This window comes from Acidilobus aceticus (assembly GCF_055392325.1).
On sequence record NZ_AP042407.1, the window covers coordinates 441785 to 459442 of the forward strand.

Sequence of the window (17658 nt, forward strand, 5' to 3'; positions counted from 1 at the left end):
AAAGCTAGGGCACATGAACCGTTAGGGGATCAGGTGAGGCCCTATACCATAATATTTTCAACTATGAGCGTTGACGGGCGTATAGCCACAGAGGAAGGCTTTTCAAGGCTTAGTTGTGACGAAGATTTCAAAATTCAACATGAACTAAGGGCATGGTCAGACGCAGTTTTAGTGGGCGCCAATACGGCGATAAAGGACAATCCTTCCCTGACGGTCAGGAAGGCCGTTGGTAAAAACCCATTAAGGGTCGTGGTGGACGCATCACTTAAGGTGCCCCCCACTCTTGACATGTTTTCGATTCCTGGAAAAGGCGTTATAATAACCACGGAAGATCACAATGGTGAGGAGCTGGCTAAGTATAAGGAGAGAGGCATAGTAATAATAAGGGCTGGCGTAGGGCCTGAGGTTGATCTGAGAACCGCTGTGCGCGCCCTGTTTGAAATGGGCGTAAGAAGGTTAATGATAGAGGGCGGAGGAACTACTAGTTACAGGTTTCTGAAGGAGGGCCTTGTAGACGAGCTCTGGATCACGCTTTCACCTATAGTGTTCGGCTCTGGCACAAGTATAATTAATGGCGAGAGGAGCCTGCTTCAGGACCTCTACTTGAGGGAACTCAAGGTACTATGTGGTGGCTGGGTTCACTTAAGGTACAAGGTCATTAAAAGGGAGAAAGAGGTCTAGGCCAGGTATAAATAAACGAAGCACGTGACGGCCGCGCCAACGTAGGTAGCCAAAAGAGTAAACTTTATCATGAGAGGCCTTTGGGTAGGTTTTAATAAATTAGGCCTTTATATGTTTCATAGTAGAGCGGGTCCTTCTTTATCCTTAGTATGTATTTGGATCTGTTGTACTTCTCTCCTGGGTTGAAGCCCTCCATCTTGTTTACCTGTAGGTCCATCTTCTTGTACTTAGCCTGTATATAGTCCCTGTAGAGGCTCTCCATCACATTGAAAGTGCAGAAGGGCACCACCCTGCCGTCAGGCATGGTGTAGTGTATGTTGCACCTCCTGACCCTCTCCACATCGTAGTTGTAGAGGTCCATGAAGTGCATCATGCCTATGAACAGCATCCTGTAGTGCAGCTCTCCCAGGGCGTCATAGTTCCTCCTTATCAGGACACTAGTAAGCAGCTTGGAGAAGCTGAGCTCCTTCGGCATCCTCTCCTTGTCGGTGAACTTCCTGAGATCTATGACTCCCTTAAGCAACGCCAACTTCTTGAACTTCGAGTCCTCTATGTTAAACCTCTCCTCATCAAGGAACTCTATGAAGCCCTCTATGTCGAAGAAGTTCCCTAGCGGAACGAACTTGGTTGGCACGCCATCAGGTCCTCTCTCAACGAAGACGTAGTTAGCGGCGCCGCACATGGGGTGATTGGCCATGCAGAACTGCTCGCTGCCAACTGATGCCTCTACGAACTTAGCAAACTTGGCGGCCACGGGTATTGGGTACCAGGTATCTGCGGGTATCTGGCCGTCGGTCTGCTCCTCTATGCCATTTATGGCGTCAGCTATGGTTACCCTCATCCTTTCCCTTTCGCTTCTCTTTAGCTGCCCGCTTAGGCTCACGGGCTGGAAGTTGACGGCCCTTACGATGTCCATGTGCTTGCCTGCAAACTTAAGTATGAGGCCCATCTCGTTAAAGTTGGCGTTCTTGATAAGCGTCGGGACTAGGACCACGCTTGTCATGCCTGACTTCCTGAAGACCTCAAATATGAAGGGCACCTCCCAGTGGTTCTTGGGGTTAGCCTTCGGGGTTACGCCGTCAAAGCTCATGTAGACGGTGTTTACGCCCGCCTCCCTGAGCGTCCTCGCGTAGTTTATGGCCGCCTCTGGGTCGTTGAAGTACATCTCGGCGAACTTAATTCCTGCTGTGTTAAGCTGTATGTGCCTTACCCCCTCCTCCCTCAGCATCTTTATGATTTCTGGTAAATCCTCCCTCAGGGTTGGCTCGCCGCCGGTTATCTGGATTGCCATGGTGAAGCCCTGCTTCTTTATCTGCCTAACCTGGTACCTCAGCAGCTCTATGGATGGCTCGTAAACATAACCTGCCTTCTCTGCATAGAAAAAGCAGTAGTAGCAGCTCAGGTTGCACCTGTTCGTCACTACCAGGTTTACGAGTGCTGAGTGGTTCTCATGCATTGAACACAGGCCACAGTTATACGGGCATGGCGACGTAAGGGCAACATAAGCCTTCACATGGCCCGCTCCTTTGCCGCTCTCCTCGTACTTCATCATTTTGTAGTAGATCTTGGCATCTCCGTAGTAAAGCTCCTCAAACTCGCCGTGCTCTGGACAGACCTTCCTTATGTAGATCTTGCCGCCCCTCTCTATGACCCTTGCTGGCAGGAGCCTCATGCAGACTGGGCAGAGGCTCGTAGTGTAGTTTACATGCTTTTCACCTTCCCTCAACTCAGGGAGAGGCCCACCTATCGGAATCCTCTTATCAGCTATTTCTACAAATACTTCATTACCTTCCTTAACAAGCCTGCCAGGGGCAGGCAGGGTAGGCGGCCCCTCTACGCGGGCTCTTGATACTTCAGTTACAGCCAATTATGTTACCTCCTGAGATTATTTTACGGGGACGTCAGTTATTTAAGCCTGTATAAGTATCCGTAGGGCCACGCCTAATGTAGCCTAAGTATCGGTATAGTTGGAGTATAGTTGGCAATCTCTCAAATCGATGGCTAACGCGCAGCGACAGCGGCTTTGCGAGACCCGTTTCAGGGACAGTTAAGACCAGTCCTCAGGAACTATTTGGAGGCTCTTCCAACGTACGTGCTCATCCTTCTCTTGAGCTCGTCTTTACCTACCTGGCCTACTATGGTATCAACTACTTTGCCGTCAGCTATTATTAGTATTGAAGGTATGTGCCTTACCTGGTACTTATCTGCAACGGAATAAGCGGCGTCCACGTCAACTTTGCCGAAGGCGACTCCGGGCACCAGCAGCTCTGTCGCCACGTCCTTGAAGGTCTTATAAAAGTTTATGCAGGGGCCGCACCACTCAGCTGTAAAATAAAGGAACACTATCCTGTTCTCCTTAAGTAGCGAGTCAAGGTTTGTGGAGCTGACATCTATTATGAACTCCTTCAATACCTTCTCCAGGTAAAGGGCCCTTTCCTCCAGCTTTTCTGAGAGGTCAATCCAGGGGTTAGCCTCCTTTTCTTCGCCGTTCAACGCTTGCACCTAGTCGTCTGCTGAGCAGGGCCCCTTTAAAAGTGAAAGCAGCTATATCATGCTTATTGCCTCCTCGATGTTGGCTAAACCTATGTTAAGCTCTTGCGCTGAACTTAAAGCTATGGATTTAATTTTGTCAACTATTTCTTTAAGTCTTGCAGGCCTCGTCGCCTGGGCATAAACTCTTACCTTGCTCTCAGTGCCGCTTTTTCTAACAAGTATCCAGCTTCCGTCCTCACCCTCAACTCTAACGCCGTCCAGCGTGAGCAGGTTAACTACCTTGGCTCCAATGGCCTCTTCTATGTGGTGCGAGAGGCCCGTGTATAGGAGATCTTTGTCGTGTTCCTCCCTCACTACAAAGGAGAGCCTCGCACTAGGGTATGAGGGCAGGGATAACACCAGTTCATTTATTGAGGCGCCGCTTCTCATCGTTTCGTCAACTATCAGGAGCGCCTGGTAGATGCCATCAGGCCAGGGCCCCCAGGCCGGATCTATAAGCTTCCAAGGTTCGGCGGCCATCAGGGTGTTGCTTGTCATATACTCGTGCAACCTCCCGAGCGGGGCCCTGACGATTCTGCCTCCCATTTTTTCCACCACCTGCTGAACCTCGTAACCAACATCTACTGAGACGACTATGTCGCCCTTCTTATCCATTAACTTACGGCGGGCTAGCATGGCAATTACGAGGTCCTGTTTGACAAAGCCGAGCCCCCTCACCAGCAGCGCCAGCCTGTCAGCATCACCATCATGGGCAAGCAGCATCTCGGCCCCTGAGCTTTCAAGCATTGGCTGGATAGAAGCCATCACGTCAGGCCTGGGCTCTGGAAGCCTGCCAGGAAACGTCCCATCCAGGTTACAGTTTATGCTTACAATCTTTTCAATGCCAGCTTCCCTCAACAGCTTTGGGGTCACTATGCTTGCAGCCCCGTTGGCGCAGTCGACTAGCACCTTGGGCTTCTCAAGCCTTTTCCAGCTATTAGCATCTATAAATTCTAAGGCATCGTTTATGTACGAATCGACGGCGTAGGTTTCCATGGTAAAGGATCCTACCTTGTCCCAAGAGATCTCGTGAACGGATCCAAGGTTATTTTCAATGGACTCCTCCTCACTCCTAAAGAGCTCCATGCCATCCTTTTTCAGCAGCTTTATACCGTTATCAATGGGAGGATTATGGCTAGCAGATATTGACGCGCCAAGGGAGGATCGGGAGCGCTTGACCTCATGGGCTATTACTGGTAATGGCGCTATGCCTATAAGGATGGTATCAAGCCCCCCAGCCATAAAGCCTGAGGCGGCAGCCAGCGAGAGCAAAGGGCTCGTCAGTCTTGAGTCATGGCCAACCACAGCGCTTCCCTTAGAGCCGGCTATTATTTTAGCGGCGGTCAGCGAGATGTCGTATATGAGCCTAGGATTCACCTTCTCTGGGAACGGCCCCCTGGCTCCAGCTGTCCCGAACAGCGGCAACTAGTTCACCTTCAGCGCTCTACTGCTACGATGGTTAATATTAATATTTTATAACAAGGTGCTTCACGGGGAAGCCCCTATTACGCAACACTGGTGCTGTGATGTGGCGCGTTCTGTCAGAAGAGGAGACTCATTGAGCAATCACAATAATAGCTGTCCTGGATCGCTTATGCCTTAATACAGGCGCAAGCCAACGTGATGCCAGGGTCTCTTAGCTGCCAGAGCCTTGGCACAAAAGTTCTTCTAACGACATCTTTACTAATGATATTCTTTAATAATCAGGCCATGAACTCAGCTTCCTCCCCTGAGAGGTATGGCAGGGCACTTGGCAAGGCCTAGGAGGTCACCTATCTGCTTAGGCTTAATGCACACTACTCCGGTATCCTCATCAACTTCTACAACAAAATCCCTGCCCCACCTCTCAATAACGTACTTCTTAATGTAAAGGTTCAGGGGCAGTGTGTAGTACTCGTACTCATAGACTTTACCGTCAACCTCTTTCTTGCCTTTTATCTTTCTCGCTTCAACAGCCCTAACCTTCATTTTGCTCGCCTCTATTTTCTTCATTAGGAGAACTGACCTAGATAAGCTTTTGTTAAAACGCGCAGTAGCTAGCCTTGGCCTTGCTATTTTAATGGATTATGGCGATTAAGTTTTGAGCTGGTCAAAGATTCCTTAAGCATTGTCCTAGGGAACTTTAAAATCGCTAACATGATCTAAATGAGGGGGCGAAGCGTAGTGCCCAGGGAGCCAAGCATATTTGTTGCCACCAAGGAGGAGATAACAAGCGGTGAGGCAAGCGACATATATTTCAAGCGCACTCAGGAAGTCCTAAGATTCGCTAACCTGAGCGATGTGAAGGTCAGAATGGAGGTTCACTTGTATAGCAACCCTCCTGAGGGTGACTGGGCGGTTTACGCGGGGTTGGAGGAGGCTCTAGCAATACTTAAGGGCAAGCCTTTCACTGTTTACTCCGTTCCCGAGGGAACAGTTTTCAGGAGAAAGACGCCGCTTATGCTCATAGAGGCTCCATATGAGGCCTTTGCCCCCTTTGAGGCGCCAGTCCTTGGGGTTCTAAGATTTGAGAGCAGCATAGCTACTAAGTCAGCCAGAATACGCGTTGCGGCCGGCGACAAGCTATACCTGTTCTTTGGGTTAAGAGCCTTACACCCTGCGGTGTTTCCGGCTGCCGACAGGGCCGCCTTCATAGGCGGGGCAGATTCGGTGAGCGGCATACTCTCAGAGAAGTACCTAGGGCTCACGCCCCAGGGCACCATGCCTCACGCCTTAATAATAACTGTGGGGGACCAGAAGAAGGCGTGGCAGCTCTTTGCAGAGCTTTACGGCGATAAGATAAACATAGTGGCGCTGGCAGACACCTTTGATGACGAGAGAATGGAGGCCCTCACGGCGGCCGAGCTGCTTAAGGAAAAGCTGTGGGGCGTAAGGCTAGACACGCCCTCCAGCAGGAGGGGTAACATGCATGACATTGTAGAGGAGGTCAAGTGGACGCTTAGGCTGCACGGCTACGACAATGTTAAGGTTATTGTCAGTGGGGGGCTTGATGAGCAAGAGATAACGGGACTCCGCGACGTGGCAGACGGCTTTGGAGTAGGAACAAGCGTAGCCATGCCTAAGAGCGTCGACCTTAGTATGGATATCGTTGAGGTTGACAGGGGTAACGGATGGGAGCCTATTTCGAAGAGGGGCAAGATGCCAGGGGCTAAGATGGTTTACTCCTGCGGCGCATTGAAACACCACGTGGTACCGTGGAGTGCAGAGCCCCCTACATGCGATGATAGCAGGAGGGCGGCTCCCCTGCTGGTTAAGTACTTAGACAATGGAAAGCTCGTGCGCGATCTGCCATCACTTGACGAAATAAGGTCTTACGTTATATCTCAGCTTAAGGAGCTTAAGCTGCTCCAATGACGGTGCTTTAACGCCTTGAGCCGCACTCCAACAAGGCTGATATTTGGAAGGATAGTACTTTATGGCGCAGCCCTTGTTCTAAATATCGCTGTAAGCATACTGCTGGCCAGAAGGTTAAGCGACGTAGACTACGCCGCATATCAATATGCGACGAAGAGAATAATAACCTATGCAACGATACCTATAGGCCTCTTTGGAGTTTGGATGTATAGGTACCTGGTTACCAGGAGAAGGGGGTCCTTTGCGGCAGGACTTGCGCTCTCTCTTCTGAGCGGCCTCATGGGCATAGTTCTGGGCTTCGCGTTAGAGTATGTAGAGGCAAAGGTGGGCTTTCTGGTAGCTGTGGCTGCCGGAGTCGCTGTAATGATGCAATCTGTGATGGGCGGTATAACTACCATGATGGATGCGGTGAGGCCCCTCAGGCTGGGCCTCCTCCTGCTGATCTATAGATTGCTTTACTCGTTGCTGATAATTTTGGCCCTCTACGTTGAGGTTCCCTCGCTTCTTCAAGTCTTTATAGCCACATCAATATCGATATCGATAGCTACGGCTCTTGGGTTCAGGTGGCTTTACGAGGCTCTGGGAAGGGAGGCCCTTGAATCGCCTTGGAACACTTTAAATGAATGGGCTAGGACCTCAAGGCCTCTGATAATAGCCTACGTCACAGGGTTTGTGGCATCATTAGATGCAACAATAGCATATCCACTTGCGGGCCCCAACGTGGTTGCAGCCTTCTTCATAGCGGCTGCAGTGGCCACTTTGGTGAGAGAGTCGTCAAACACCGGACTAAGGTATCTTCATGCATACGTACTTACAACTAGTGATGTGGCCGGCGGCCTGAGAATGGCATTCTTGGTTACCATGCTCGCAGCTCCGCTCTTGATATATGCTGCTGTTCACCCTCTATACATCATTTACGTGTTTAACTATAAGTATTCGTGGGCCTCCATGGCCTTAGCTATTTTTATGATAACGGCCATCATTGAAATAGTCAACGCTGGACTGTCTAACATTGTTATGGGATCAATAAGTGAGGTTGGAGAGGAAAGCTTACCCAAGTTTGAGAGGCTTAACATTATGGCTTCGGTGCCCTCTCTAATTTATGTTGTTGTGCTGACAGCCGCGCTAGCTGTGCTTAAAGGAGAGGCCGCGACCGTGCTGATAACGGCATGGTCCCTGATATACATGGCCAGGTTTATGATATCAGTTGCAATTTACTACTCCAAATTTGTCCCCGACTACGGGAAGTCGGTTATAAGAAGTTACGCTGGGAGACTTCTAGCTTATGCGGCTTTAGCCGTTCTGTTTTCGCTCCTCTTTAAGCCGCTGGAACCCCCCAGCAAGAGTCTCTTGAAATCAATATATGTTCTTGCGGAGATGGGCGTGCCATACCTTGCAGCTTATTATGGGGTTATAATATTGATAGACAAGAGCCTAAGGGCTACGGCTGTCAGGCTTCTTAGGTCTAGCTTAAGGCAGTGGGAGGCGGCGTCCAGCTGACGCAGGAAGGTTTTCAAGAAGCAAGAAAGAGATCTTAGGCCTAAAGTCAAAATATTAGCTTTGAGCCCTACAAAGTACTAGGAAGCGCGGAGGATGACCGTGCACATAGAGAGGCTTTCAACAGGGGTTCTTGGTATAGACAGGATGTTGGCAGGCGGTATACCTAGGGGCTTCTTTGTAGCAGTTGTTGGAGAGCCAGGCACAGGGAAGACCGTTTTTGCGCTTCATTATGCATGGCAGGGTATAAAGGATAACGACAAGGTGATTTATGTAACCACGGAGGAGAGCCGGGAAAGCATAATAAAGCAGGCCAAAATGTTTAACATGGATCTGGATAAGGCTGTTGACGAAGGCAAGGCTATAATAATTGACGCCCTCCTTAAGTCCCAGAACGACGAGTGGTCCCTGGAAGAGGTTGACGTTGAGGCTCTTGTAAACAAAGTAATAGAGGCTAAGAGGAAGCTGGGGTATGGCAGATCAAGGCTGATAATTGACAGTATGAGCACGTTCTGGCTTGACAAGCCTGCTATGGCGAGGAAGTACAGCTATGCCGTAAAGAGGGTCCTCTACAGGTGGGATTTTACCGTGCTCATGACAAGCCAGTACGCTATAACAACGTCCAGCGCCTTTGGGTGGGGGCTTGAACATGTGGCCGATGGCATAATAAGGTTTGGAAGGAAAGTTGTAGGTGGGGAGCTTAAAAGGTACATCTTAGTTGAAAAGATGAGGCAGACCCCTCACGATCTTAGGGTTAATTATATTGACATAAAGGATGGCGAAGGGCTTGTAATACTAGGGCCCGCCAACTTCAGTAAGGAGGATCTGGCGCTACCTGAGGATGTCAAGAGAAGGATAAGGTCTGCAAACAAAGATTTAGGCCCATGAGCAAATGTCGACATCAGGTTAACTTCCTTGAGCGTCCCGTTGAATTAGGGTATAATTTAAATTTGTGGGGGGTCTGAAACCCCGCAGGTGAGCGTATAAGTGACAAGGAACATAGTGGTTAGGCAGTTAAGTCAACAGCCCATAGAGGACACAGAAGTAGAGCTAGTTGAGAGGAAAGGCCTTGGTCATCCCGATTATATAAGTGACGCTGTGGCTGAAGAGGCCAGCAGGCAGCTTAGCGCTTACTATAAGGAGCACTTCGGCACCATAATGCATCATAATCTGGACAAGGTGCTGCTGGTAGGAGGTCAGGCCTCACCCAAGTGGGGAGGAGGTGATGTTATAACTCCTATATACATCATAGTGTCCGGAAGAGCCACGACGGAGGTCAGAACTTCGTCGGGAATAGAGGAGGTTCCAGTGGGAAGGATTATAATAAAGGCAGTGAAGGACTGGATATCAAGAAATCTCAGGTTCCTTGACCCCGAGGTCCATGTAGTGGTTGATTATAAGGTAGGGAAAGGCAGCGCGGACCTCAGGGGAATATTCGAGTCGAGAACCGCATCTTACAGGGCGAACGATACCAGCTTCGGAGCGGGCTTCGCGCCCCTCAGCACGCTTGAGAGGCTGGTCTTTGAGACCGAGAGATTGCTCAACAGCAAGGAGTTCAAGTCAAGGGTTCCAGCCTCAGGCGAGGACGTCAAAGTAATGGGTCTCAGGAGGGGCAAGAGCATAGAGCTGACAGTAGCTGATGCCATAGTCAGCCGTTTTGTGAATGGTCCGGAAGAGTACATGAGCGTGAAGGAGGAGATAAAGGACGCCGTGCTTAATCTAGCAAGCAAGCTGGCACCGGGCTATGACGTGAAGGTTTACATAAACAGCGGCGATATACCTGAAGAGGAGGTCTTCTACCTTACAGTCACGGGAACCAGCGCTGAGCATGGGGACGACGGAGCCACAGGAAGAGGCAACAGAGTTAACGGGCTGATAACTCCCATGAGACCTATGAGCCTCGAGGCAGCGGCTGGCAAGAACCCTGTAACCCACGTAGGCAAGATTTACAATGTGGCAGCTATGGAGATCGCACAGCTGATATACGCTAAGGTGCCCAACATAAGGGAGGTCTATGTAAGGCTCCTCGGACAGATAGGGAGGCCCATAGACGACCCGCTAATAGCCGACGTGTCTGTAATACCGGACAAGGGCGCTCAGCTCACCTCTGACTCCAGGCAAGAAATCGCCAGCCTCATCGACGAGTACATGTCCAGACTGCTAACGCTCTCGGACAGGTTCCTTAAGGGGGAGGTACAGCTCTATTAGAGTTAGCGCGTTCATTTTCTTTGCCAGCCCGCACGGAGTTCTATTAGGGCCGCATATCCGCAACTAAGATCTTTAAGGCGTGGAGCCTTTGCCTCTCATGGCTCTGTACTCGTTAAGCAGGCTTAACAGAGCGGCGTCAGAGCTTTCCTGGGACTTGAGTTTTGCTATGAATTCCATGGCATCACTTATTACTTTAGAGCTAACGAAGTATAGCCCTGCTACCTGTATTATAGCGTATTCGTTAACTCTGAGGGGGGCTATTCTGCGATTCTTGGCCGCGTTAGCCAGCGGCGAGTCAGCATCGTTGACAAGTATGGCCTTCACTCCAGCTTTAGAAAGGTACTCTACTGCGTTACTGTCAAATGCTGTAACATTGTCTACTATAACTACTTCGTTAGCGCTTATGGGGCCGAGTTGCTCCTCAGACCTTTTGAGCTGCGAGCTTCTCAGCTCACTTACTCTCCGGGCGACAACCAGTCTTCCCGAGGCCACATCAACGAGTACCCTTCTGAGGCTCTGAATTTCCTCTTGAAGGTGTTCCTGCTCTCCCTGAAGCTTAGCAAGCGAGGATTCAAGCTCTGAGACCCTTCCCTTGAGAGCCCTTATCTCATCATCCTTAAGTAGTTCGGCTTTGAGCTGCTTCTTGGCAAGATAGAGCTCTCTTTCCTCATAGAACAGCCTCTGGCGCAGGTCTTCAAGCTGCTTCTCGAGCGACATCTTCTGAGCTTCGAGGAGTTCAACCTTTGAACTATCTGCGCATGGCTGTTGCACTTGTTGCCTATTAATAACGTTCATGCTTTCGTATTTCTCATCAATATTGCCTAAAAGCTTTGCTATCTGTTTCTCTACAGCCTCAGCCAGGGTGGCCCCCTTCACCACATCGGCTTTAAGCTCATCTATATCTATGTCAAACTCTAGCTTTGAAGCGTAGGCCTCCACCTGTGAGAGCTTGTTGTGATATTCTATGAACGCCCTATATGCTGCTGCAAGGGAATCCCTTTCATGTGGGGTCTTTGGTTTAAGCTCTGAATTCGCGGTGGCTCTTGAAGCGAGGTACTCCTTCTCAGCCACGGACATGTTATAATTAGGCAGGTAAAGCTGAGCGCCTAACTGGGCGGCGAGCTTTCTAATGAGCTCAGGCGGGTCTGCGACATCTGTAGTCACAATAACGGGCTTTCCAAGGCTTGAGACTATGCTGACTATCTTACCTCTGTCAAGCTCTTTATAGCTGCCCAGGTGCAGTACCCTGCCTTCAAGGTCAAGCACGGCAAGGCCTGTAGTCATGCCAGCGTCGACGCCAACTATAAGGGGCCTTGACGGCTTCGACGTCGCGCCGCCAAAAACAAGCTCGCCTTCGTATTTGGTCTCTATCCTTATGGAATAATCTATGCCGCGGTGCGGCCTGACTATTCCTATCAGCTTCTCGCGGGGCGCATATACAATGAATATGGCTGAATCAAGCCCTCCTTCGCTCGTCTTGTAGAAGACGTCATAGTCTATGTTGGCATTATCTAGGGCCTCCTTCACTTTGTCTGCCGCTATTTTGACAGAGGCCCTTATCCTTCTCTGATATCTTGCCTGGCTCCATCCCCCACTTTTAGTGTTTCGTCCCCTGCTTACTACTATGTACGTCTTCTCCCTGCTGAAGCCTACACTTTGGCCTCCTCCTTTAGCCACTACGGCAGCCACTATGAACGCCGTCCTCATTGGCGAAAGCTTGGAGGAAGCGACGTCAATGCCAGCCCTCCTAGCAGCTTCCAGAACGTCAACTAGGCCATCCTCAGTGGCGGTCGCCTGAACGAGCTTAGTGCCAGGTGGCAGCAGGGAAAGAAGCCTGGCTATGCTCTCTGTCGAACCGTCAAGGGAGAGCTCCATGACATTATCTGAAGCTATGGATCTGGGCCTATATTCCCACGCTAGCCTTATAATTGTTGCTAGGGGCACGGACTGATGCTTTGCAATGAGCTTAAGGGACTGGTCTATGATAACTACCGAGTACTTAGCTCTATTGGTAGACGAGAGAGGGCTCCCGGACTCTATGTCTACGCCCATGTAAAGTTCCTGGGGTGCCCCCTCTGAGGACATGTCAGCCGTTCCCCACAACTCTCCTGATTAGGTCCTCAGCTGAAAGTTCCAGGCCAAAGCTTTTATTAAAATATGAGGCAAGCCTTCTTAGATCCTCCATGAGGGCCTCCCTAGCTCGCGGGTCTGAGGCATCTATGTATTGAGGCCAGTCTATTATGTAACCGTTTATATCATCATTTTTCTGCACAACCATTATGTTATAAGGGCTTAAATCGCCGTGCACAATGCCTACTTCCTTGAACGCTATAGTGACGGTGTTTATGACGTCATCGAGCACCTTGAGAGCCTGCTCCCTGCTGAGAGCCCTATACGATATAAGTTCGGTTCCATCTAAATATTCTGTAACAACACAGTGTAGCTCAGAGGTTATAGGTTTAGGCACCAGGCCTCCCATCCTGCTTACCATAACTAGGGCTCTCAGCTCTCTCCCAGCGCTTTCTATAGCTACGTCTATCCATTGCGCTCTCTCGAGGACCCTTCCATAGCTTCTTTTCTTGGCTAGCGTTCTGAAAGATCTGGCCCCCTCCTTGTGGAACTTCAGCGAGACAGGGCTGCCCGAAGGGGTCCAGGCCAAGTACACATCGCTTTCCTTGCCGACACCTACTTTATCGCCAACTCTTTCAATAACGCCCCTTCTGATAAGTCTAACTACTGAGAGGACGTCAAGGCCAGCGAAGGTGAGCTGATAGGCGTGCTCCCCAGACACTATTTTTGATCTCAGGAGGCCCGAGTCCGTTAACCCGGAAAGGGCCTTGACAGTCAACTCGTGAGGTACCTTGGATACGGCCTCTATAACGCTAATCGGTACAAACGAAAACTTCCTGTGCATCCTATAGATGGATATGAGTAGCTCGCGTGAGACATCATCAATAGCCCGTATTCTATCGTTTAATGTCAGCGTTGGGAGCACCACCTCAGCTTTAATTGGGAGGCGAAAAAGCTTAAGCACATGGGCTTTTTAAACCCCTACGTCCTTTTAATTTGGATTTTATTAAGTAGAGCTTTTATCATAAGGTTACAAGGATGTTCTTTACTACCTCATGATGAGGTTTTATATGTATGCATGAAGCCTGTTTAAGTATGTGTACCGCACATACTAAGCTTGAATACAAAAAAATATTAACTCAGTACAAATATAGTAACATATGACTGCTAAAGAAAAGGTGAGGGGGCATATGGAGGAGAGCATACCAACAAAAGAGGGAATTTATCCGAGAGATGGTACCCTTTACGTTGTTGGCTCACGCGCAATAGCAAAGGTCTCATCTGCACTGGCAAGCGAGAGCAGGGCAAAAATTCTGGCCATACTCCAGAAAGGGCCTACAGACCTTGAGGACATAGCCACGCTTATAAACCAAAGCAAGGCCAACGTGAGCAGCCAGATAAGGAAGCTTGAGGAGGCAGGCATAGTCAGGTCTCATTACGTGCCGGGACAGAGGGGTATCAAGAAGGTAGTGGAACTTATGATAAACAAGATAGTATTTATGATAACGCCTGAGCAGGAGCACGGTATGAGCCAGACAGGCCCCAAGAGCTGAAAGGGATAGGTTCAAGGGCCGAAGTTAATTAGGACCTCGCAGATGGAGTTTCTTCCGTTACGCGCACGTCATAGCATGAGGTCCACATGTTAGTTTGGCCATTAGAATTTTACAATGTAAATGTCTCTCTTTGATATGTTAACATACATGGCTCCTGAGATCTTGCAGTCGGAACCTTTATTTAGTAGCAAGGCTTCCCACTTATCGCCGAAGAAATCCCTTACCTTGGAGCCAAGTACCTTAAGCTCGTTTAAATTAGTCGCGCCAGTTAAGAGCGCTCGGGGTATGGGGAGCCTCAAATAAGAGGGGGTTGCCACGTAGAATTCGTCGGCCGCGCAGGAGTATTTAAGAGCCTTCACTGCTATCTTGGCTTCCATGTATTCTTCTGCTCTGTCAATGAACATGGGAGGCAGGTAGCCGGTCTCAACCTCTACAATTAGACTTCTATCATAGCCCTGAGCATAAACATCAGCAATATGGACATCGTCTATCTGGTGTTCGATTGACACGTCGAACCCCAGCTCCCTTAGCTTCTCAGCGACTATCAGCTGCACGGTAGCGTGAAACCTTGAAACCTTAGAGAGCCTCTCTCTTTCGATGACCTCAGAGGTCCTTTGCCTCGAGGCGCCCCCGTCTCTTAGAAAGATAGCTAAAGCTTTACATTACAACTTCTATAAATTGCATCAGAACAATGTAAATGCTAAAGTCGCCACTCATACCGTTATTATGGCCACGACGCAATTGAGAATACCTACATCTCAAAAATTTAATTAACATGGAATGACCAAGATGGCCGTTGCAGGCTAAGCTCTAAAAAGCTGTAACGTGACGCTTCTGTCTGAGGACATAGTTCTTAGTGAAGAGTGAAACCACTAGTGTAGCAAGTGACGCTAAAGCTCCAATATAGAAGATGTAGTTAAAGGCAGTGCTGCTGCCCTCTGAAAACATGAAAAGCCTTCCAGAGAACTCGAAGGGCAGGTAAGCCCTGTAGGTTGTCAATAGCGTAGCAGCTAGGACAGGGCCAACTGAAGAGCCCAGGAACCTAACCATGGTGTTGAACCCTAGGCTCACAGTCACGCTGTCAGCGGGCACTGAGACAGCTATCATGTTAACTATGGGCACCATTATGGACACTATGCCTACCCCCGTCACGAAGGAGTCTATGGCAAGCTGAAGGGGCCCTGACCTGTTTATAACGAAGAGCATGAAACCAACTGTTGAGACCAGTGAGCCATATATGAGGACCGGCTTGGGTCCCAGCGTTGAGGTGGCGTGGCCAACAAGGGGAGAAATGACTATCATTGCGAGCGTCGCTGGGAGCAAGGACATGGCAGCATCGATGACCGAAAGGCCCAGACCATAAGGCGGAGACTCCTCCGCGAAGTATATAACTCCAAGGTAAAGCATAAACATGGCAACGCCTGATATGAGGCCTGCTATGTTAGCTACCATCACATTTCTCTGTCTAAGTAGGTCAAGCCTTATCAACGTCCTTGTAGACCTGGTCTCATATATAAAGAAGCTGAAGTAAAGCGCTGCTCCCGTAATTAAAAGCGGCAGCTGGGCTATCGTAGTCCATCCTCTGTAGGGAGCCTCGGTTAGGTACAGAAGGATTAGCGCTGTGCCCAAGGAAAGGAGCACCGTGCTGACATAGTCTATGCGTTCATGGCTTACAGGGGGGTAGGACTCCAACACTATCAATGAAGCCATGAGCATCACTATTGAAAGCCCAAAAGCTATGTGAAACATGGCACGCCACCCCAGGTACTCCTCTATGTAGGCGCCTGCTATCATGCCTATGGTCATGCCTATGGCAACCATAGCGCTCAGTATTCCCTGCGCCACGGCAACTAAGCGACGCGGGAACGTGTCGGTTATTATGGAAAGCCCCAGCGGGAACAGTGTGAAGCCGAATCCCTGAACGGCTCTGGCGGCTATGAGCGCGAATATGTTAGGCGCGAAGCCAGCGGTGAGAACTGCTATAGAGTAGAAAGACAAGGCAATCATGTAGAGCTTCTTCTTGCCATAAACGTCGCCCATCTTTCCAAAGAGAGGCGCCACCGCAGCGCCAACCACCAGGTACGCTGAGACGACCCACGCGGCCTCCTCATTGGTTGCTGCAAGCGCTGACTGAATGTGAGGCAACGACGGTATGACCATGGCTTCAACGTACATCGTTAGCATAGTTACTAGCGTCAGGTCAGCCAGTATGACATAGGGGCTTCTAGAGGCCCTTTCCATTAAGCGACATCACCTTCTTCTTGCGCCCACCACAGCCATGGCCACCAATATTATGATTACGACAGCTGCTATTACATATAGTATAGTGTTAGACGAGCCGCTAAGCGACGACATGCTAAGCTGGAAGCCAGCGCCAACCTTTACCGGGACCAGTATAATTTGATGCATCACCTGCATAGTTGGAGGCTGATACCAGGTTATCATCAACGGCAAGTAATAAGTCCCAGGCCTTATACCGGAGCTCACGGAGATGACGAATGTAACGTTTTGGGCCTCGCCACTGCTGAGATCTCCAACGCTTTCATTCATGAAGTCAACTGCCAACAGGGGGTTCTCGCTGGAGGGCACGTATGGCGTGAAGATAGGGTTGGGCAGCAGTGTTGCGGTGACGTACTCAGCCTTACCATAACCTACGTTGGCCAGCTCCACAGTTACATAGGCGTTTGAGGCGCCAACGGATATTGGGCTGTGGTATGCATTTATGGCTGCAAAGTATGCCGAAGGTCTTAGATATAGGCTTATTGGCACTAGGTAGTATCCCCCGGAGTAAGTTACATTAATGTAAACTGTGGTGTTGAGAGGCTTTGGTGCACTAAAGTAGCCGAAGGGGTAACTTGTTACCTGTGTAACGTTAGCTATAGCCAGCGGCACGCTAAGGTTAACTATGTGGCCTGGCGGCAGGTAGCCCAGCTTTATTGTTGACATGTTAGGGTACAGCATGCTCAGGGGGCTCTGAGGCTCCACTTTAACCGTTACGTTGGAGGCCAAGCTATTGCCCTCATTTTCAAGGTATATCTTGAGGACAGCAGCGCTTTCGCCGGCGTAGAGGACCTCTGGGTAGGTGCTGTAGCTCACCACTACAACCTTCGAGTACCCAGTTATTGCCACCTCAACAGGAAGCGAGCTCGTCCCCTTCACAGTCACTGTTTCGCCCGTAGGCAGCCGTTCCTCAACGTAGTAAGTCAGGTTAACGGTTACATTGTAAACCCCCGGCGTGGCATTACTTGAGACGTTGTAGAGGGACACCAGCCTCAGGCTGCCCCCAGGTTCAAGCAGCGGCACAAATGCCTCAGGGGCAGGCTCGCCCTTCACCAAAGTTAATGGGTAAGAGTACTTCACGTAGGCAGTGACGTTAAACAGCTCTACTGGACCCAGGTAGTAGATCATGACGGTGAGCGGCAGGAACGAGCTTCCAGGGGATGCCTGAAGAGGCTGTGAAGAGTTAAGACCCCAGTAACTTATAGCTGTAAAAGTAGGCTTTAGGCTCTGTGCAGAGGCATTAAGCTGGCCGCCGCTGACCATCATCAGCGTCGACATCGCTAAGAAAAACATGATTGCTATGAGGATCACCCTTAAATTTCTCGGCACTGCGTTCACCGCTAATATTACGAAGCTCAATATATAAAAGTATTACTCTTAGATAGTGGTCGCTGTTGTTAAACTTAGGGCGTGAGGACATCATAAGAGTCCTATCTAACGTCATCCGCGCTAATAATTACCATGCTATTAAGAAAATGGTTGT

At 49.8% G+C, this 17658-nt stretch carries 15 protein-coding genes; 6 read left to right on the top strand and 9 right to left on the bottom strand.

Translation table 11 applies throughout. The annotated features are described in order from the left end of the window. Window positions 1–63 precede the first annotated feature (63 nt). Entirely contained in the window at window positions 64–681 is a 618-nt protein-coding gene (locus ACZ5OO_RS02385) for a dihydrofolate reductase family protein (RefSeq protein WP_464078407.1), read from the top strand. A gap of 91 nt (window positions 682–772) precedes the next feature. On the opposite strand, the gene tes is transcribed toward ACZ5OO_RS02385, so the two are convergent. From tes to ACZ5OO_RS02405, 4 genes are all read right to left on the bottom strand, one after another. Next, the gene (gene tes / locus ACZ5OO_RS02390) at window positions 773–2548 is read right to left on the bottom strand and encodes a tetraether lipid synthase Tes (RefSeq protein WP_013267071.1); all 1776 of its coding nucleotides are present in this window, start codon (window positions 2546–2548) and stop codon (window positions 773–775) included. Window positions 2549–2748: 200 nt separating this feature from the next. Continuing rightward, a complete protein-coding gene (locus ACZ5OO_RS02395) occupies window positions 2749–3174 on the bottom strand; it encodes a thioredoxin family protein (protein ID WP_013267072.1) in 426 nt (141 codons plus the stop codon). 51 nt (window positions 3175–3225) lie between these two features. Continuing rightward, a complete protein-coding gene (locus tag ACZ5OO_RS02400; protein WP_464078408.1) occupies window positions 3226–4638 on the bottom strand; it encodes a phosphohexomutase domain-containing protein in 1413 nt (470 codons plus the stop codon). Between the two features lie 291 nt (window positions 4639–4929). Continuing rightward, a complete protein-coding gene (locus tag ACZ5OO_RS02405) occupies window positions 4930–5181 on the bottom strand; it encodes a hypothetical protein (protein ID WP_048813020.1) in 252 nt (83 codons plus the stop codon). A 177-nt stretch (window positions 5182–5358) separates the two neighbouring features. Between ACZ5OO_RS02405 and ACZ5OO_RS02410 the strand changes: the two genes are divergently transcribed. The 4 genes from ACZ5OO_RS02410 (at window position 5359) to ACZ5OO_RS02425 (ending at window position 10272) form a co-directional block, all read left to right on the top strand. Then, complete coding sequence (locus ACZ5OO_RS02410; protein WP_013267075.1) at window positions 5359–6567, top strand: nicotinate phosphoribosyltransferase; 1209 nt, start codon at window positions 5359–5361, stop codon at window positions 6565–6567. 15 nt (window positions 6568–6582) lie between these two features. Then, a complete protein-coding gene (locus tag ACZ5OO_RS02415; RefSeq protein ID WP_013267076.1) occupies window positions 6583–8067 on the top strand; it encodes a hypothetical protein in 1485 nt (494 codons plus the stop codon). A gap of 93 nt (window positions 8068–8160) precedes the next feature. Further along, the gene (locus ACZ5OO_RS02420) at window positions 8161–8952 is read left to right on the top strand and encodes a KaiC domain-containing protein (RefSeq protein WP_013267077.1); all 792 of its coding nucleotides are present in this window, start codon (window positions 8161–8163) and stop codon (window positions 8950–8952) included. A 99-nt stretch (window positions 8953–9051) separates the two neighbouring features. Then, the gene (locus ACZ5OO_RS02425; protein WP_013267078.1) at window positions 9052–10272 is read left to right on the top strand and encodes a methionine adenosyltransferase; all 1221 of its coding nucleotides are present in this window, start codon (window positions 9052–9054) and stop codon (window positions 10270–10272) included. Window positions 10273–10344: 72 nt separating this feature from the next. Here ACZ5OO_RS02425 and ACZ5OO_RS02430 read toward each other — a convergent pair whose 3' ends face one another. Both ACZ5OO_RS02430 and ACZ5OO_RS02435 read right to left on the bottom strand, forming a co-directional pair. Further along, entirely contained in the window at window positions 10345–12357 is a 2013-nt protein-coding gene (locus ACZ5OO_RS02430; protein WP_013267079.1) for a DUF460 domain-containing protein, read from the bottom strand. A gap of 1 nt (window position 12358) precedes the next feature. Beyond that, window positions 12359–13270, bottom strand: a complete 912-nt coding sequence (locus ACZ5OO_RS02435) for an RIO1 family regulatory kinase/ATPase domain-containing protein (protein WP_464078409.1) — start codon at window positions 13268–13270, stop codon at window positions 12359–12361. A 262-nt stretch (window positions 13271–13532) separates the two neighbouring features. On the opposite strand from ACZ5OO_RS02435, the gene ACZ5OO_RS02440 reads away from it, so the two are divergent. Further along, the gene (locus ACZ5OO_RS02440) at window positions 13533–13895 is read left to right on the top strand and encodes an ArsR/SmtB family transcription factor (protein WP_013267081.1); all 363 of its coding nucleotides are present in this window, start codon (window positions 13533–13535) and stop codon (window positions 13893–13895) included. 101 nt (window positions 13896–13996) lie between these two features. On the opposite strand, the gene ACZ5OO_RS02445 is transcribed toward ACZ5OO_RS02440, so the two are convergent. From ACZ5OO_RS02445 to ACZ5OO_RS02455, 3 genes are all read right to left on the bottom strand, one after another. Then, a complete protein-coding gene (locus tag ACZ5OO_RS02445) occupies window positions 13997–14449 on the bottom strand; it encodes a hypothetical protein (RefSeq protein ID WP_464078410.1) in 453 nt (150 codons plus the stop codon). A 256-nt stretch (window positions 14450–14705) separates the two neighbouring features. Continuing rightward, complete coding sequence (locus tag ACZ5OO_RS02450) at window positions 14706–16136, bottom strand: MFS transporter (RefSeq protein ID WP_013267083.1); 1431 nt, start codon at window positions 16134–16136, stop codon at window positions 14706–14708. A gap of 9 nt (window positions 16137–16145) precedes the next feature. Continuing rightward, window positions 16146–17534: a COG1361 S-layer family protein gene (locus ACZ5OO_RS02455; RefSeq protein WP_013267084.1), complete on the bottom strand. Its 1389-nt coding sequence runs from the start codon at window positions 17532–17534 to the stop codon at window positions 16146–16148. Window positions 17535–17658 lie beyond the last annotated feature (124 nt).

Bases quoted from the DNA above. Each gene is read 5' to 3' on its own strand.
- ACZ5OO_RS02430 (WP_013267079.1), bottom strand. From the start codon at position 12,357: ATGTCCTCAGAGGGGGCACCCCAGGAACTTTACATGGGCGTAGACATA.
- ACZ5OO_RS02410 (WP_013267075.1), top strand. From the start codon at position 5,359: ATGAGGGGGCGAAGCGTAGTGCCCAGGGAGCCAAGCATATTTGTTGCC.
- ACZ5OO_RS02385 (WP_464078407.1), top strand. From the start codon at position 64: ATGAGCGTTGACGGGCGTATAGCCACAGAGGAAGGCTTTTCAAGGCTT.
- ACZ5OO_RS02450 (WP_013267083.1), bottom strand. From the start codon at position 16,136: ATGGAAAGGGCCTCTAGAAGCCCCTATGTCATACTGGCTGACCTGACG.
- ACZ5OO_RS02420 (WP_013267077.1), top strand. From the start codon at position 8,161: ATGACCGTGCACATAGAGAGGCTTTCAACAGGGGTTCTTGGTATAGAC.
- ACZ5OO_RS02405 (WP_048813020.1), bottom strand. From the start codon at position 5,181: ATGAAGGTTAGGGCTGTTGAAGCGAGAAAGATAAAAGGCAAGAAAGAG.
- ACZ5OO_RS02440 (WP_013267081.1), top strand. From the start codon at position 13,533: ATGGAGGAGAGCATACCAACAAAAGAGGGAATTTATCCGAGAGATGGT.